At 31.2% G+C, this 17,606-nt stretch carries 14 protein-coding genes; 9 read left to right on the forward strand and 5 right to left on the reverse strand.

Translation table 11 applies throughout. The annotated features are described in order from the left end of the window. Positions 1 to 53 precede the first annotated feature (53 nt). The 3 genes from ABS911_RS10420 to ABS911_RS10430 all read right to left on the reverse strand — a co-directional run bounded on the left by ABS911_RS10420 (position 54) and on the right by ABS911_RS10430 (position 2,377). Positions 54 to 578, reverse strand: coding sequence for a hypothetical protein (locus tag ABS911_RS10420; protein WP_350467548.1), 525 nt, complete (start codon positions 576 to 578; stop codon positions 54 to 56). A 254-nt stretch (positions 579 to 832) separates the two neighbouring features. After that, positions 833 to 1,816 (reverse strand): adenylate/guanylate cyclase domain-containing protein, encoded by a 984-nt coding sequence (locus ABS911_RS10425; protein ID WP_350467549.1) that lies wholly within the window; start codon positions 1,814 to 1,816, stop codon positions 833 to 835. A gap of 18 nt (positions 1,817 to 1,834) precedes the next feature. After that, a complete protein-coding gene (locus ABS911_RS10430; protein WP_350467550.1) occupies positions 1,835 to 2,377 on the reverse strand; it encodes a Pycsar system effector family protein in 543 nt (180 codons plus the stop codon). 1,828 nt (positions 2,378 to 4,205) lie between these two features. Here ABS911_RS10430 and ABS911_RS10435 point away from each other — a divergent pair. Continuing rightward, the gene (locus ABS911_RS10435; RefSeq protein ID WP_350467551.1) at positions 4,206 to 4,466 is read left to right on the forward strand and encodes a hypothetical protein; all 261 of its coding nucleotides are present in this window, start codon (positions 4,206 to 4,208) and stop codon (positions 4,464 to 4,466) included. Between the two features lie 94 nt (positions 4,467 to 4,560). Here ABS911_RS10435 and ABS911_RS10440 read toward each other — a convergent pair whose 3' ends face one another. Beyond that, the gene (locus ABS911_RS10440) at positions 4,561 to 4,776 is read right to left on the reverse strand and encodes a hypothetical protein (RefSeq protein ID WP_350467552.1); all 216 of its coding nucleotides are present in this window, start codon (positions 4,774 to 4,776) and stop codon (positions 4,561 to 4,563) included. A gap of 1,216 nt (positions 4,777 to 5,992) precedes the next feature. Between ABS911_RS10440 and ABS911_RS10445 the strand changes: the two genes are divergently transcribed. The 8 genes from ABS911_RS10445 to ABS911_RS10480 all read left to right on the forward strand — a co-directional run bounded on the left by ABS911_RS10445 (position 5,993) and on the right by ABS911_RS10480 (position 15,681). Then, a protein-coding gene (locus ABS911_RS10445) for an IS3 family transposase (RefSeq protein WP_350467553.1) occupies positions 5,993 to 7,104 on the forward strand; the annotation gives its coding sequence in 2 pieces (ribosomal slippage) (positions 5,993 to 6,245 and positions 6,245 to 7,104; 1,113 coding nt in all). A 265-nt stretch (positions 7,105 to 7,369) separates the two neighbouring features. Next, positions 7,370 to 10,093 carry an ATP-dependent DNA helicase gene (locus ABS911_RS10450; RefSeq protein ID WP_350467554.1) on the forward strand — a complete coding sequence of 908 codons (2,724 nt, stop codon included), beginning with the start codon at positions 7,370 to 7,372 and terminating at the stop codon, positions 10,091 to 10,093. A gap of 171 nt (positions 10,094 to 10,264) precedes the next feature. Continuing rightward, positions 10,265 to 10,813 (forward strand): recombinase family protein, encoded by a 549-nt coding sequence (locus ABS911_RS10455; RefSeq protein ID WP_350467559.1) that lies wholly within the window; start codon positions 10,265 to 10,267, stop codon positions 10,811 to 10,813. 264 nt (positions 10,814 to 11,077) lie between these two features. Further along, entirely contained in the window at positions 11,078 to 12,046 is a 969-nt protein-coding gene (locus ABS911_RS10460; RefSeq protein WP_350467555.1) for a CBASS cGAMP synthase, read from the forward strand. Next, positions 12,021 to 13,718, forward strand: a complete 1,698-nt coding sequence (locus tag ABS911_RS10465) for a ThiF family adenylyltransferase (RefSeq protein WP_350467556.1) — start codon at positions 12,021 to 12,023, stop codon at positions 13,716 to 13,718. Before ABS911_RS10460 ends, ABS911_RS10465 begins: the two co-directional genes overlap by 26 nt. Further along, entirely contained in the window at positions 13,681 to 14,175 is a 495-nt protein-coding gene (locus tag ABS911_RS10470; protein WP_350467557.1) for a Mov34/MPN/PAD-1 family protein, read from the forward strand. The genes ABS911_RS10465 and ABS911_RS10470 overlap by 38 nt, the downstream gene beginning before the upstream one ends. Further along, the gene (locus ABS911_RS10475; RefSeq protein WP_350467558.1) at positions 14,157 to 14,783 is read left to right on the forward strand and encodes a Cap15 family cyclic dinucleotide receptor domain-containing protein; all 627 of its coding nucleotides are present in this window, start codon (positions 14,157 to 14,159) and stop codon (positions 14,781 to 14,783) included. Before ABS911_RS10470 ends, ABS911_RS10475 begins: the two co-directional genes overlap by 19 nt. Before the next feature lie 727 nt (positions 14,784 to 15,510). Further along, entirely contained in the window at positions 15,511 to 15,681 is a 171-nt protein-coding gene (locus ABS911_RS10480; protein ID WP_156098825.1) for a hypothetical protein, read from the forward strand. A gap of 227 nt (positions 15,682 to 15,908) precedes the next feature. Here ABS911_RS10480 and ABS911_RS10485 read toward each other — a convergent pair whose 3' ends face one another. After that, positions 15,909 to 17,210 (reverse strand): M20 family metallo-hydrolase, encoded by a 1,302-nt coding sequence (locus ABS911_RS10485; RefSeq protein WP_035024362.1) that lies wholly within the window; start codon positions 17,208 to 17,210, stop codon positions 15,909 to 15,911. Positions 17,211 to 17,606 lie beyond the last annotated feature (396 nt).

Genomic DNA, 17,606 nt, shown 5'->3' on the forward strand with positions numbered 1-17,606 from the left:
TTCTTTGGTCGGAAATACATTTTGAGTGTACCACGAATGGCTTTTTTATTTGTCTAGCTTAATTTTACAATCGGCGTTAATAAAAAAATTCTCCGTAGATCTTTATCTTCACTATCTTTTTTAATGCTGTTAATTTCACTATCTACTTTTTCTTTTTTCGCGACTTTAATATTATTTTCTAGTAAATCAACTAATTTAAATATGACTTCTGCATCGTTTTTTCTTAAGTTTGTAGTACCCGTATAAAGTAAAGTTAGAATTGTAAACATAAGTCCAACTATAGCTACTAAAACCTCACCTGTAACTGGAGATAATACACTTAAGCTAATCGGATAAAAAATAGTATTCTTCAAATGATTGAATAGTAAAGTTGGTTTATTTGTATAATCTAAAATTAGATAAAGCACAGTTATCAGAATACTGAATATTATTTTTATTATTATTGGAATGTTTTTTATAGGAATTTTGTTAAGTAATATAATTTTATTGATTAATTTGTAAATAAAATTATATTTTTCAATCGGAACAATGAATATTGCTATAATAAAGCCTGTAAAAATAATGTCTGAAACTCTCATTACGTACCTTCCTTTTTCTCAAATATAAATGATGGTAAATCTTTACTTTCCAAAGTATTAAAAGATGATATAAGAATATACATTGCGGAAGAAGTTTAGTTGCCTTTATTACAAATAATGCCAAAAATAAGGGTAAGCTAACCGAATTTTTCGGTCGCAGCAGTGAAAAGAATATAAAGTATTATACTGAAATCAATGAGGGTGAAATGGATGAAACTTTATTAAAATTTCATTCATTTCTAAAACTTTTTATACTACGGTTTAAATACTGGGTAAATTAATCCACCACCATAGATATTATATCCTTCGTATAAAGATGAATCTTGTTTTTTCCACAAGTTATTTTTAATTTCATTATTATTAATATTTTCTCTTTTGTAATTAAAAAAAACAGATTCTGTCATAAGTATTTCGGGGGTTTTTACTTTTTTAGGATCTGTCAAACTCCAAGGAAATGCACTAAATTTATTAGAATGGAACCAACCTAAATCTAAGTCATACTGATCATGTTCCATATATTCTAAATTGTACTTTTTTATATAATCATTAGAAAAAAACTCTTTGAAGCTTAAATAATAACATTTTTTTTCAATACTTGTTGAATCAACAATATAAAAAACATTACTTTTATCAATAGTTATATCTTTATTTGCAAGATCAGTTAGTTTGCTAGCTATATTAGCGGGACTTCCCAGCCAAACTAATGATTTATAAGGGGCATTTTCCTTACCATTTTTTTTAATTCCACCTTTAGAGACAAGCATTTCACCATAATCAATACCTATTCCACAAGAAATATCATTATAAGAAAAAGCTGGATTTAATAAATATTTTGATACAGAATTTAATAAAATTGCAGTATGAACGGCATTGTTAAAACAGTTTTCTTCTTCGAAAACTACCATAATTCTATCTCCAATAATATTACGTACTTTACCATTATAATGTTGAGCAGCTTTAATCATGGACCTCATAAACGCAGAATATAATTTCGTTAGGGTTTTAGGTGTATGTTTTAAATTTAATTCAGTAGATTTTCGAATATCTATATATAACACACAGGTAGTTATGGTCTTAGCATTTATTTTTTTTTCATCTAAATTTGGATAAGTTATTCCACTATCCTCAACTGTTGGAACAGAAGTAGAAGAGGTAATATTTACGTCGAAACTAGTATCAGTAATAGTATTAATATCAGTTTTTAAAATCTCTTTTAATTCCTCTAAAGTATTTGCCATAGTAGTATCCACCTTTCATTAAAAATATGAAATAAGTTTAAAAAGAATAAATAAACTGGTTCCTATCATTAAGCACCATAAACCTTTGTTGTAATAATTAAATTTCTTTTGAGTAATTTTAGAATTTATATATATTTGAGATAAAAAATCATTTTCTTTATCTGTCGTATTATTTGAAATAAATGCACTTTTAAATTCTGAAAAGTTTCTAGTTTCTGCAATGGTTCCCCAAAATAAAAAAGACTTATCAGTTAATTTTTTATCCAGTTCTTTTTTATTTTGGTATCGAGCTTTTAAACTACGTAAAAAGAAAATTAAAGATAAAAATAAAAATAATATTGATAAAATAAATATCAAAAAGTTAATTGTAATAATTGTTAGAGTAATATTTTCTGTGATTTCATTAATATAAAAAGATACAGTAGTATCTGTGGTGTCACTAGAAAAAATAAACCCAATTATAATTCCAACAAATGCTAATGAGAAAGAAACTTTAGAATCTATATTACTTAACCAAAAATTTATATCATTCCTCTTTTTTTCAAATCTATCCGGCTCCATACTTCAACCTTCTTTCCAGATTATTAATAAGTAAATTAATTTTAAAGTAGATCAATCACTATGTATTTAGTATAACAGGTTGTATATTAAATACAGACTCATATTCAAAAAAATATGAAATGTCGAAATCAAAATAAATTAATTACTATGACAATAAAACCAATGACGTGCCATATTTATGGAATTAGCCTGTCGTAGCAGCGAAAAAATCACCTATCGCTTTAGTGGGATCAATGAAGACAAAACCAGAAAAATAGTAGTGGATTTTAGATTGGAATTCTAAATTTATCAAGAAGTTAAAGTCTTTTTGATATCCTTACAAAGTTGTTTAGCTTCTTCTTGGTATTCGATAATAAACATATCTTTATCGCCTCTTACAAAAAAGACAAGCTCAATATCGATTAATAAATTAGTAAGTAAGGTGTTTTTTTACGAGTACTTAATTTTGTAGATTGAATAATTGCCTTACGGTTAGCATGAAAAATTTCAAGTAGTCCTATCAAAATAATCATTCCCCTTGGCTAAGTGCCTTCCATGAGTATACGACTTTATTTTTTTAGAAGGACGGATAGTTAAATATAAATGAGTTGATTATTTTCAAAGCGGCATTTCGTGTTCACATGAGAATACTTTGGATAAAAAAGAGTGCACTTATACACGATAAAAATTATCGTATGTGTGCTAAAGTAAATGTGTGAAAAATCGCTTCGCAATTTTAAAAAATTCGTTTCACTCATGTAAAAAAAGTAAAAAGAAAAAAAGAAATAGGAATAAAAAATGATTCAGACTATTTTTGGTAAAGGGCATAAGGAAACCTGATATCACATTGTATAAAAATGTGATAAATAGGCTGTGCCTATTAGGTTTTGAAATTTTTTATTTGATATCACTTTTTCGCTAACGGTGTATAGCATTTGTATAGTGATTGTATAGGTCTTGTAGACCGTTTGTATAGTGCGTGTATAGTAGTGATTTTAATCTTAATCAGATAAAAATCTCACTACTTAGAGTAATGTTCTGGTCTTTCGTAACTGATTATTTCAACTGTGCTATCAAACTTACGTTTTAGTTCCTTTTATCTTTTTTATTCAAACTAAAACACTCCAAAATTTTATTTTATATACGATTATTATTTTTATAGAAATAAATAGTATGTAAGTTAGTATTAATAAAAAAAAGAGGTGATAAAATGGTCGTTCATAAAGGAAAGAGGTTGAGTAAAGAAGCGAGAGTATTAGTTAGTAATAATTCAACAAAACATGCAAAAAAAGTAGCTGCGAAATATTTAACTAATCATAAAAAAAAGAAACATTAATTATATTTTTTTATGATCACAAATAAATTTTACTCGTTTAATTAGATCCTCATAGGCCGTAGAAAATCTTTAGAACGTCTTGAAAATTGAAGATGAATAATATAGTCCTTGAAATTTAAAGGGAAGCAGCAATCAAAAAACGGCCTTTTAGAAACACTTTTTTAGTCTTTATAAAAAGAACATGATTTAGTAATTTGAGTGCTATCAGTTATGTTGGAATTTTTGCTTAAATTCATTTATATTTCTATCTCTATAAGTATAAATGAGTAAAACCCGAGTATACACCGAGTGTAATCCGAGTATAGAATGAGTAAACGCCGAGTATAAAAAAAGAAAAAGTGATACCACTTTTTTAGGCTTTAAAATCTCTATGAAACCAGTTGGCACAGCCAACTTATCGCTTAATGAAAATTAAGTGATATCAGTTTCCACTTATGCTCTTTTCTAAAATAGTAGCAGCAGTAACTTAAAAAATAATATAAACTGAAATTAAATAACTAAGGAGATGATTTTATGGATTTTTCTAGTGGGATTTTTGCGTTCTTTATTGGTGATTTTCGGTTTCCAGATTTAAAAATTGGAGCAGTTAAATTTTATTATGATAGCATTTCAGATGATTTTATTGTAAAAGATAATTTAGATTTAAGGTACTCAAAACAGATTATAATTGAAGATCCAGATTTTATGATCTTTAGAGAATTTCCTGTAGTAGACGAAGATGGTGAAGATGATCTTGTAGTTGAGTACTATGAAATGTCAGAATTAATTAATTAACTACGTAGAATGAGAATAAGGCAGTAAAAAGATCAACATTTATATAAATGTTGATCTTTTTATAATGTTCCGTAAAACAATTACCGACGCTAACTTAAGAATCAATTAAAGTTGATTTAATATCTTTATATAGTTCTTTTGCTTCTTCCTGTTGTTCAAGTATCGATCGTTCTTTCTCATATGTATCAAAATAGATACAGTTAATTTCATTTAATAAATTTTCAAGTAAGGTATTCTTTTTGTTAGAACTTAATTTTTTTGAAAAAATAATTGAATTATAATTAGAACGAAAGTCTTCAATTGTCCGCACAAAAATCTCCCTCTTTCTTGTAATTTACTCCTTTAATACTATCAATAATAGTGATCGCTTCCTAGCAACCAGTGGTTGCTTTTTAGCACCATTGATTTACATCAGGATAAGAATAAGCAAAAATAGTGATATCAAGTAAATAGATACCTACTACTGTAAAGTATAAAAAAACAAGAAATAGTGGTGTTAATTTTTTAAAAAAATGTAGTAAATAAGCATAATTCTGTTGAGGTTTTGAATTTTTTTTAAAATTAAAAATTTTATTATTCATGCTAATTTATATTCTATACTAGAATTAATTACTTAACATAAAACCATTATAAACAAAGAATTCCCTTCTTTTCATTATGGAAAGAGAGTTCTTTGTTTATAATGTTAAGTAACTAAGATACTAATTGCTAAGTCATTAAGTTACTTATATATTAGTTACTTATTACATAATATAAAACCATTAGCAAAAGTAACTATCTGAATAAAAAAGGTTACCAAACCCTTCGTACAAAATGAACTAAAGAATTTTTAGTCCGACAATAAGAGTCTGAAGTTGCTGATGAAAGTGGAAGTTTATGAAATGTACTTCGAGGTAATATATCAAATAATAGTTCAAATTAATAAATCAAAATTTCTTTTAATAATATAGTTCTAATGCTGTTATTTGTTAATAATTGACATAAGGTCCAAAGAGACCCCTCATATCTTTATGAGGAGTCTCTTTGATTTATACATTTAACTAACTTTATCGTTCCCTACTTATGGCAAGGGTGCTCCTGCTTTATCGTTCCCTACTTATGGCAAGGGTGCTCCTGCTTTATCGTTCCCTACTTATGGCAAGGGTGCTCCTGCTTTATCATTCCCTACTTATGGCAAGGGGGTTCCTGCTTTTACTACTTTAGTTAGTTATACCATATAATCTATTTAAAAACCTACTATTTATTTTTTATAAATGAAATTAATGCGAAAAATATTGATTTCATTGATTACTTTTTTGCTATGTCTTATTAGGGTATAGTAATAATTTAAGATTGATAATAATAGTATTATCACTCCCAAAATCTTTGTTCTTATTAAAATACCACATAGACCAAAAAATACTTAATTATTGAAGAGTTTAATTTTTCTCACCTAATTATGTTATTTTGGATAGGCTACACTTAGTTGGACAATAAAATTAAGGTCTTGTAAAATTCGAATGAAGAGTAAAAAAGGAGAATCTACTATGACCGAAAGAAGACAAAGGCGTACCTATACCAAAGAATTTAAAAATCAAATTGTGAAATTACATGACACTGGAAAATCAAGAGCAGCAATTATTCAAGAATATAACTTGTCTCCTTCTTCCTTTGATACCTGGCTAAAACAGAGTCGAACCTCAGGTTCGTTTAGCGAAAAGGATAATCGAACTCCAGAGGAAAACGAATTGATTCAATTACGTAAAGATAATCAACGTCTTATGATGGAAAACGATATTTTAAAGCAAGCAGCGCTGATCATAGGACGAAGGTAGATGTGATTCGTAGTAACCAACACAAATACCCTGTATCAGCAATGTGCGACGTCCTTGACCTTCCTAGAAGTACTTTTTATTATGAACCAATAGTAAAAGAGGAAGAAAATGAATTAGACCAGGTCATTCAAACCATCTTTAGCAAAAGTAGAAATAATTACGGAACACGTAAAATAAAAGTAGAGCTTAATAAACAAGGGTATTCAGTCTCTAGACGTCGAATCGGCCGGATTATGAATGAACTTGGATTGGTTTCAAGCTATACAGTGGTACAATTTAAACCTTTTAAGTCAAAGGTAAATGAAGAACCCGTAAAAAATGAATTAGGTAGGCAGTATGATGATCAAGAAGAGCTAGCTGTTATCGTCAGTGATTTAAACTATGTTCGCGTAAATGGGCAATGGAAATATATCTGTTTGTTTATTGATCTTTTTAATCGAGAAATTATTGGACAAAGCGTAGGTACTTATAAGACAGCAGACTTAGTCTACGAAGCCCTCGCAAGTATAAACCGAGATCTTCGCTCTATTCGATTATTTCATACGGATCGAGGAAGCGAATTTAAAAACAAAGTGATAGATGAAGCTCTGAGAACGTTTGGTATTTGTCGATCTTTAAGTATGAAGGGTTGTCCCTATGACAATGCTGTAGCGGAAGCTACCTTTAAAGTAATTAAAACAGAATTCATTTATCAAAAACAGTTTACGAGTCTTGATCACCTGAAAGTAGAACTGAGTGATTATATCCATTGGTTCAATAAATTTAGGATTCACGGAACCCTCGGATACAAAAGTCCGTTGGACTTCCGATTGCAGACCATATAAATTTTGTACAGTTTAGTGTAGACAATCCATAAATAAAAAAAAAAATGATATAATTATATATGTTATCGGAATTTCAATTAGTATAGATTAATTTTACTTCAAACATCTACCTTCCTGAATTCAAGAAATGAGAGCGGATTATTATGATGTGTGAAATCACGAAATGAAGATTGTTTTTACTAAAATAAAAACAATTATACTAATTAAGATGAAAATAACTTTAATTTACATAATTAAAAATTACATTATTTTATTATAAGGAGTAGTGATACTATTGCAGATAGATAAAGATATTATGGTTATAAACAGAAATATATGTTTCAACGTCGACAAGTTTACAGTGAATGAGAGAGGACCCTTAGCACAAAATATAATATCACAATCGAGAAATCTTGTAGAACACATTTTTTTGAAAATCTATTCAAATGGACAAGATATTGAGAATACATACACAAATATTCAAGCAGCTATAAAATATGTGAAATCACAAGGAGAAACTAAAGACTTGAGAAAATTCCATAGTTTTCTACAAATGTCTGCTTCTCACTATACTCCTGATGAAGAAAACTCTGAGAGATTATTGCTCAAGTATTATGAGTATTTATTAAAAATAAAAGTGTTTTTAAAAGAGAAATACGGAATGACAGTTCTCGAAAATATTGACAAGTTCCCTATTAATACAGATAAAAAATTAATGGAGTACTATGAGAAAATTGCTGAACAGATAGATAATAGGGAATCAATAGAAAATATAAGTCAATATAATGACCGATATTATGTACAGAAAATTAAACCATTCTTTATTAACCAAAGAATCTATTATGAGATAACATTCACTACAGCTAACGATAAGGTAAGTAAGTTTGATAGAGTGATTGCATTTACGCATTTAGATATCTCAAGCAACTACGCTGTAAAACTATCTGTTAAAAAAGATTATATACATATCATGGGAAAACAAATGCCTATCCACATCGTAGATAGATGGGAGGTATCTATTCGTCCTTGCGAGCTCAATAATTTTTTTAAAATTTTAGGAAATTCAACCCAGATTAGTAGTAGTTATAAAGAATATTATAATTTAATGACTTATTTAACTGTGTCTCGTAATAATTTATTGGATTTAGTGACATCATCAGATGATTATTATTTTCTTGTTCGGGAACAAATAACATCCAATGGAAAAAGAACAACTATTTTTGATAATCTGGATAAGTGTCGCGAAATAATTAAGAAGGGGGTTCCTGGGACTAACATACTTCGATACTTATTGTTAAGATTAAACAATAAAATAATTAAGTTACAATACGAAGGAAGATCCTGCTCGAGGTTGTCAGGATTATTCTTATCATTCGGATGCATTCCATTCGATGAGATGCCTTTTAACTCCTCTTTACTTGGACATAATATTCGAATAACCGATATTTTTGAATGCATATCTCCAATTGAAAGAGAACATGAAATACTTGCTAAAATAATTCAGAATAATACAGAAAAAAAGGGATTGCTATTCACACCACAAGAAGAATTGAATGATTTTAATAATACGGAAATGCTAATCGATCAGTATAATTCCAACTTATACTATAAACACGCTGGCCGTAAATTAGAATTGTATAACAATTTTACTTATATTAAGAGTTATGTCGAAGATACGTTTTGGATTATAGAAGAACTTAAAAAGCTTACTTCTACAGGGATAAAGAACTATACTAATTCAGTTGATTCATGGTTACAAACTACTCCTCACGGAATTGATTGTTTAGATAAAAAAAACTATTTAATGGAAATGTTTGAAGGTTCTCGTCTTGCTCTAATATATGGATCAGCAGGGACGGGTAAATCAACAATGATTGAACATATATCTCAGTTCTTTGCTGATCAAAATAAGCTTTTCTTAGCAAATACAAATCCTGCGATAGATAATCTTAAACGTAGAATTAAAGCACCGCATTCTACGTTTAAAACAATTGCAAAATTCAATTCTAAGTGGAATGAAGAGTGTGATTACGATCTGTTATTTATTGATGAATGTAGTACTGTAAGTAATGCAGACATGAAAGCTATTTTGGAAAAGGCTAACTTCAAACTTCTAGTTTTGGTGGGAGATATATTCCAAATAGAATCTATATCGTTTGGGAATTGGTTTGACTTAGCCTATTCTTCAAATGAGTTCAAATCGTCTGTATTTGAACTTACTATCCCATATCGAAGTACCAATAGTAGGCTCATAAAAGTTTGGAACAAAGTTAGGAGTCTAGATAAAGATGTATTAGAACATATAACAAGCTATAGATATTCACAAAACCTAGATGAATCGATTTTTGATCATTCCGAGGAAGATGAAATTATTCTATGCTTAAATTATGATGGTCTCTATGGCATAAATAACATTAATAGTTTTTTACAAGGCAGTAATCCACATAAGGATTTTCAATGGGGAATAAATACTTACAAAATAGGAGATCCAGTACTATTTAATGAGTCAGAACGATTTGCTCCACTTATTTATAATAATTTAAAAGGAACTATTGTTAGTATTGATACTATGGGAGACGAAATTTATTTTGGCGTAGAACTGGATAAAGTTATTAATGAGTTAGATGCAGAACGTTATGACTTTGAATTAATGGACGTTCCCCTAAATGGGAATTCTGTTATTCGTTTTTCAGTAAGTAAGCGTAAAAGTACGGATGAAGATGATGACACTTATTCAGATTCGTTTGTACCTTTCCAAGTTGCTTATGCAGTTTCAATCCACAAAGCTCAAGGATTAGAATATAGCTCTGTAAAAGTTATTCTTACAGATGAAATAGGTGAATTGATAACACATAGTATTTTTTATACCGCGATTACACGCGCTAAGGAACGTCTAAAAATATATTGGAGTCCCGAAACTGAGAACAAAATACTATCTAGCTTAAAAGTTAAGGGAAACAAAAGAGATATTGCTCTATTAAAAGCCAAATATGAAAAAAATAATTCATAACGAAATAATCACAAAATTCCACTTTTTAAATTAAGACGTGGAATTTTCTATTTCCTTTTCATGATCATAACTTAAGAGTATTGACTATGATTTTCAATTCCAGTAGAATCAATACATACAATGGTGTCATAACTAATGGTCAAAAGTAAAGTGAAAAAGAGGGTGAAAAATATGAAATATGGCTATGCACGAGTAAGTACCCGTCATCAGGATTTAGAAGGTCAGATGCGCCAACTGGAAGAGGAACATTGCGACCGAATCTATTTTGAAAAAATCACAGGAACGAAAAATGACCGTCCCGAGTTTCAGAAGCTACTTCAAGAAATTCAGACTGGAGATACGTTGGTTGTGACAAAACTAGACCGATTTGCTCGAAGTACTCAAAATGCCCTGAATACAATCAAATTCCTCTTTGAAAAAGGTGTTAAGATTAATGTCTTGAACTTGGGTGTAATTGAAAACACATCCACTGGTAGACTAATTTTTACTATATTTAGCGCCTTCGCAGACTTTGAGCGTGATTTAATTGTGGAACGAACTCAAGAAGGAAAAGAGATTGCTAAACAGCGTCCGGGATTTCGAGAAGGACGCCCAAAGAAATTTTCTCAGCAGCAAATCAATCTGGCAATGAGTCTCTTAGTAACTCACTCCTACACAGAAGTAGAGAAGATGACTGGAATTAGCAAGAGTACCTTAACTCGCTATAAAAGAAAACTATAAAAGAATTAGGAAGGATATAAAATCCATATTGAGATTCTGATAACTCCGTATTCTGATTATCCGATTGGAAGGTAATAAAGTAGGCATATAAGAATGTGATTCAAGAAAATATCTTGCCTCTAGGACTGCACCATTTTTCGAAACACTATATGTAGATATTTTCCTAACAAAAAAACTATATATAGTAGATAGATTTGATCCATACTGTTATAATAGGAATAAAGGACTAATCTGTACTTTGAAAAATGGAGAAGAGGAATATAAATGAATGACTTGTCAAAATTATTTTCTACTTTCAATGAAAAAATTGTTTTAACGGATACTTACAAAGAAAATATACGCAGAGGTAGAGATACCTTGAGGGAGAAAATCAATACTTATTATATCGATAAGGGTTTGATAGCACCAAAACACAGCTCACAGGGATCTTTTCACATGCATACTGCTATCATGCCAAAAGAAGAGGAAGACTTCGATTTGGATAACGGTGTCTATCTTCAAGGATATGCAACCGATCAAACTAATTGGCCAGTTCCTACTTCTGTTCATAAGGATATCCTATCAGCGGTGGAAGACCATACAAAAGAAATTACTGATAAAGATACTTGCGTACGGGTTAATTACCAAGGCAACTATCACATTGATTTACCTATCTATATTATGGGCAAAGATGAATTAGGAAAAGATGTCGCTTATCTTGCGCACACTACAAAAGATTGGCAGATAAGCGACCCTAAAGCTTTCTCTGATTGGTTTACGGAGGAAGTAAAGGAAAATGGAAAGGAGCTTCGACGAACCGTAAGATATTTAAAAACTTGGACACACCATAATTCAATTAATCTGAAAGGAATCACCATAACTATTCTTGCGTCAGAGTGTTTTTATTCAGAGGAGAATGATTCACTTATTTTACTAGGAACCATAACGAATATTATTGATCGTTTGGAAGATGATTTTACCTGCTGTAAGCCCGTACGACCAAAGAAGGAAGATCTTCTATCCAGTTATACTTATAGCGAACAACAAACTCTACTGGAAGATCTGAAAATCCTAAAGAATAAAATTAATGATGCTATATATGACTCCAAAAATGAACGGGAAGCTTCTGAAGTGTTGATAGAATTATTCGGTAGCAGATTTCCTCTGGGAAACAGCGAAAATAAAAATAGCGAGGATTACCTAAAAACAAATCAGCCTGAAAGTGTAGGTGGAAAAAATCGACATTACGCTTGAAGATATTAGTCAAATATTTCAAGAAAATGGATATCAATCAGTTATTATGGATAATAAAATCGAGCTTTCTCTCAATGTAAGGGAAGAAGAGGTGAAGCTAGAAGTAATAATCCCTGAAGACTATCCATTTACTTTCTTACAAGTTTACCTAAAGGAGAAAAGATCCTTAAGTTTTGAGGTCGCTCACATGATTGTAGGCAATCGTTTATGCCTATTTGAAGAAGCTTCCGACAGGCATGATTATAAAAATTATTCTCAGATAGCTGTAGAAACTTTGCAGCGAGCACAAGAACTGTTGGGAAAATCCAAAGAAAAAGGTAACCTCTCAGAATATCCCTATGAATTTTTGGACCTTTGGGGAAAAAACCAGTCCATGAAAATCTACTCGATGCTGGAAGATTATAATTCTCCTACACTTTTGGATTCCCATTTTTTTGAGAATAAGGATCAGGACATACGCATGGTAGTCAAGAGCCCTCACGTGAGTTTGGGATCAATAGTAAATCTTTGTGATAATCTTTCGCTTGTCACAAGAAAATATAGCGAAGTAGCTGTTTATTTGCCAGTGGAAGAAATCAGGTTGTTGAAACCCATTGAGACTATAAAAGATTTATATTATTTATTAAAAGATGAGTCCTGTTTCCCATTTTTTCTCAATTATCTACGCACGCACTACTCATCTTCCAAATTTAATTTAATTATTTTAGGAATTAAAAATGAGGAATTACCGGTTAAGAGCTTAGTAGCTCTAACTATCCCTAGCATGGTATTTCCAAAAGAAAAGGTAAAAAAAGAAAAATCTATGAGAGGAATTATAAAATTCAATAAAGGAAAAAGAGTCAGACGCTTGAGTGTAGAAGACTTTTCTCATGTGAGGGTTCTAACTCGTGGGGGAGCGGGTGTTCCAAATAGAGATGTTAAAACAGCCTATGTAGTAGGTTGTGGATCCCTTGGTAGCTTTCTGAGCAAAAGTCTCAGCGATACAGGGGATTTCTCCAAACTTATTCTTCAGGATAATCAATCACTAAAAAGCGAAAATATCGGTCGACATTTGTGCGGCGTGGATTTTATGGGATATCCCAAGACATTAGCGGTCGCAAGCAGAATAAATTCCAACTATCCAGCTATACAAATTGATACACATACCCACAGTTTTTATCGCGAATTTCTCGGGAAAGAGGGAAATTTGATAAAAGAAGAATATGATTTACTAGTAATTGCTACAGGAGATGAAAATATTGAGGAACAAATTATTCAGTTACTTGAATCTGGAAAAATAAAAAAACCAACTGTAGTAGCATGGGTGGAACCATTTTTGGTAGCAGGACATGCTTTAATCTTGAATAATAGGATTGACGAAAAGACAAAAGACTATATTTTCGATTCCACAGGAAATATTAAAATTGGAATTACTAGGGATCCTGCTCAGTATTCGCGGGCGGAGGCTGGATGTCAAAGTCGATTTATGCCTTATTCTGGATTTGATATGCAGCTATTTACACAAAATTTAGTAGATTACTTAGTCAACAGAAAAGGGTTAGAAAAAATTGGTAATTATCACTATTGTTGGATTGGTAAAATGAAAGAGGCACGTAAAAATGAAATGGACATCCTTCCCAAATGGAGGCACCAAGATGATCAATCAGTATTTATCCGTAGAATTGATGAATAATAAAACTTTTCCTTACTCTCTTTGTATCCAAAAATCAGTCTTAGATAAAATTAAGGCAGAATATAAACAAGCACGGTACTGGGAAATAGGAGGAATTCTCTTTGGTAAAATTTCCCGAAACCGGAAGACTATTTTTATCGAAAAGGCAGAACCTATTAAAGGTAAGAAACTCTTCTCTTTAGCATATATAAGAAATGGCAAGAGAGCGCAAAAAGTCATAGACAGTCTATGGAAAGAAACTCAAGGAGAATTAAATTATTTAGGAGAGTGGCACACACATCCTAATATCCTTCCTATACCAAGTCAGAGAGATAAGCACACAATTTTAGAATTAACTTCCGAAAAAAAGAGTAACTATTTTCCTTATACAATTCTTATTATTATGGGGAAAGACCAGAGGTTAACTATTACCGTTTCAAACGAGAAAGGAATAATTGAATGCATCCATATTCCGTAGATAGTAAGGTTCGAGGATCTATTAAATATTTTTTCATAATCTTATCTGCTTTAATTTTCTTTTTACTTGAAGTAACAGGTATTATAGAAAAACTAATTAACATCGAAGATACTTCCCAAGTGATAGCTGAATTATCTCGATTCTCATTGCTTTCTATTGCAATTACCCCTATTGTAATTTATAAATTTCTATTTTGTCTCTTTGATAAGTGGATTTGGAAGTTCCCTCTCATTAGTAAATTGACAGGGATTCCCAATTTAAATGGGTCGTATAAAGGAATACTAAATTCTAGCTTCGACGAAGATAAGGACATAATTATGGAACTCCATATTTCTCAGACATTTACCGGTATCTGCTTTGTATCAACTTTTGGAGATTCCAACTCCAATAGTTCTTTAGCTCGGATACGGAGGGATGATGATTTCCTTACCGAACTGGACTTCATTTATGAGAATCAAAGTAATAATTTTAAAGTAGAGTCTGGACACCATACAGGTGTAAACCAGCTGAATTTTCATAAAAAGGATAAAACTTTAGAAGGACGTTACTTTAATGATAGAGGAGTTCAACCTAATAAAGGTCGAATTAAATTACAAAGAATAGACTAAAGGTAGCAATGTCCGTAAGAAGACATTGCTACCTTTAGCCGTTGTAACAGTGAGTAATTCAGTACCATCTGTCTTGTTCAGCCTTTTTCATCTGAAAACGAGCATATCCAGGATTTCTAAGAGTTTATCATCATCTGAACCTGTTACATCTAAGAGATATGCAAGATTATCAATGAGCTGTGTCATAATAAATCGAGTTTCTTAAGATGATGCCTTTTGAAACTCCGCACTTAGAATCATATTTTCATTTTTTTAATTGTCCGCGATTATATTGCATATAATCCGTTAAATCAGCATGAATCGCTATAATGACCGCTACAGATGATAGCGGATCTTCATTGATTAAATGATTAGCCATTATCTGAAAGACTTTTTTTTGTTTTAAATTTCATGAATTTTTCTAATTGTTGTTCTGGAACTAATTGGCAATTTTTTTGAATATTACGAAAATCTTAGATGGCAAAGAAATCGTATTTTCACTTCTTTTGTAAAATATTCCTAATAAAGTATTAATTCTCTTATTTGTAATAGGATTTGGTAATCTTTAAAAAGCTGAATTTATAAAGATTTTTGACTACATTAGCTTATACAAAAACAGAATACCAAAAACACTTGTTTTTGGGAACGGTATTGCGAAAATTTTAATAAAATGGAAGACGTCAAGTTATGATATTATTAATAGAGTAAAATCCAATTTATTCATTATAGATTTAAGGAGATGATTATTATGTTTGGTGTGATAAAAGAAATAATAATTAACCACTACAATAATGGTACTTTGCAAGGCCGCATGGAATCTCTAAATAGACTACTAGAAAAAAATATGGAAGAAACCACTATATCGATATCAGAATATGAACTACTAAAAGAAACAATAGATGATTTAAGTACAAAATAAAAAATATAATAAATTTTTCTATAGGAATACTTAATTAGGTATAGGTTAGGCATGTCGCTTACTACACTAGTAACCCAAAGTAAGAAAAGTTGAATTGGATATAAATAAGTTAATACTGTCATGTAAAGCAGAATAAGAGTCGAGAGCACAAAAAACGAAGTAGTATGAACTACACCGTTTTTTGTGTTCTTTTTTTGCACTACAAGGTTATATTTTTTATTTGGAATTTAGTACTGCAATTTTTCTATATAGGTTTTGAGTACGTGTATGGTCTGGATGCAGTCATTTAAGTCTGACCATTCTGCCGGGTTATGGCTGATGCCATCTTTACTCTTAACAAACAGCATGACTATCGGAATTTGTTCTCCGAGAACCATTGCATCGTGTCCTGCTCCGCTTGGCAAACGATAAGGACGAATGCTGTTTACTTTCATAGCCTCTTCAAGTAGCTCTTGCCGGTCTTCAGAAATTGGCACAGGTGGGCTCTTTAAGGTTTCTTTATACGTAACAGACAATTTGTGTGATACTCCAATTTCTTCTCCAAGCTGAATAATGCGATTGACTAAGGTATCTCTTGATTCTTCATAGATATCTCTACTATCGACATACAAGGTAACTTTCCCAGGGATGACATTAACTCCATTAGGTTCTACATGAAGTTTTCCTACTGTGGCTACAGCGGTATCATTAATTTGCTGTGGAATTTGATTGAGTTTGACTATAAACTCACTGGCAGCAAGTAAGGCATCTTTCCGGTCATTCATCGGTGTATTTCCTGCATGACCCGCTTCTCCTTGAAAGGTGTATTCCAACCAGTGAGGTCCGGCAATTCCTGTCACAATTCCACAAGGAAGTTCTTCTTTTTCTAACCGTTTTCCTTGCTCGATATGTATTTCAATAAAGGTTTCGATATCATCCAAATCCCGTTTGGCATTAGAGTAACTTTCTAGACTTAACCCCACATCTTGCAATACTTTTTCAAAACTTTCTCCATTAGTGTCTTTCTTTTTTATCTTCTCGTCTAAGTCGCCTGATCCCATAAAAGCTTCACTTCCATTCAAACCACCATGGAATCTCGATCCTTCTTCATCAGAAAAAATAACGACTTCAAAAGGTTTTTCTGGTGTGAATTCTGTCTCTCTCCAAGCTTCTGCAACTTCTAAAGCAGATAATACTCCCAATGGACCATCGAAGTGTCCACCATTTGGGACACTGTCGACATGAGAACCGCTTAATATGGCAGGTACATCTGGGCGTTTGCCTTCCAGCCGACCAAATACGTTGCCTGCTCCATCTTGATGTACAGAAAGTCCGGATTCTTTCATCCATTTCATGACCAGTTCTTTTGCTTCTTTTTCTTCAAATGAAAAACCCGTACGATAAGAACCATTCTGTTCTGTTAATCCGATTTTTGACAAAGCTCCTAACCGTTCGGCTAATCGCTTACCGGAGATACCATTGTAATCAAATGAAACGTCATACGTTTCAAGTAATTTTTCTTTTAAATTAAAAATTGTTTTTTGGCTCATAAAAATCCCTCCTACTCATAATTATAACAGATGACTCACTATAGAATAGCTTATCTATAAAGGACACTTTTTCGAGTATTTAGTTTTTGGTTCACACACTAATGATTATTTTCAGGAAATCTTTATTTAGATTAAGTAGAAAACCCCACGAGTTAAGAAACACCAATATGCTATCGGTATAACAAATAGCAAAAAAAATTGAACTACATTCTATAGGTAGAAATGAATGTAACTCAAGCAACTATATAGATATAGATACATACAAACAAATTAAAATGTTCTTAAAATGCTCCTGAGAGACACTTAAAATCAAAGAAATTGAAGAATAAAAGCCTAAGAAGCTTATTCTTCAATTTCTTTGATTTTTTCTTGATCCATATTTTGAAATGCTATCAT

Source organism: Carnobacterium sp., assembly GCF_040274425.1.

What these genes read in the sequence shown, in the direction of transcription:
- ABS911_RS10420 (WP_350467548.1), bottom strand. Translation starts at nt 578, where the DNA reads ATGAGAGTTTCAGACATTATTTTTACAGGCTTTATTATAGCAATATTC.
- ABS911_RS10425 (WP_350467549.1), bottom strand. Translation starts at nt 1,816, where the DNA reads ATGGCAAATACTTTAGAGGAATTAAAAGAGATTTTAAAAACTGATATT.
- ABS911_RS10430 (WP_350467550.1), bottom strand. Translation starts at nt 2,377, where the DNA reads ATGGAGCCGGATAGATTTGAAAAAAAGAGGAATGATATAAATTTTTGG.
- ABS911_RS10435 (WP_350467551.1), top strand. Translation starts at nt 4,206, where the DNA reads ATGGATTTTTCTAGTGGGATTTTTGCGTTCTTTATTGGTGATTTTCGG.
- ABS911_RS10455 (WP_350467559.1), top strand. Translation starts at nt 10,265, where the DNA reads ATGAAATATGGCTATGCACGAGTAAGTACCCGTCATCAGGATTTAGAA.
- ABS911_RS10460 (WP_350467555.1), top strand. Translation starts at nt 11,078, where the DNA reads ATGAATGACTTGTCAAAATTATTTTCTACTTTCAATGAAAAAATTGTT.
- ABS911_RS10470 (WP_350467557.1), top strand. Translation starts at nt 13,681, where the DNA reads ATGATCAATCAGTATTTATCCGTAGAATTGATGAATAATAAAACTTTT.
- ABS911_RS10475 (WP_350467558.1), top strand. Translation starts at nt 14,157, where the DNA reads ATGCATCCATATTCCGTAGATAGTAAGGTTCGAGGATCTATTAAATAT.
- ABS911_RS10480 (WP_156098825.1), top strand. Translation starts at nt 15,511, where the DNA reads ATGTTTGGTGTGATAAAAGAAATAATAATTAACCACTACAATAATGGT.
- ABS911_RS10485 (WP_035024362.1), bottom strand. Translation starts at nt 17,210, where the DNA reads ATGAGCCAAAAAACAATTTTTAATTTAAAAGAAAAATTACTTGAAACG.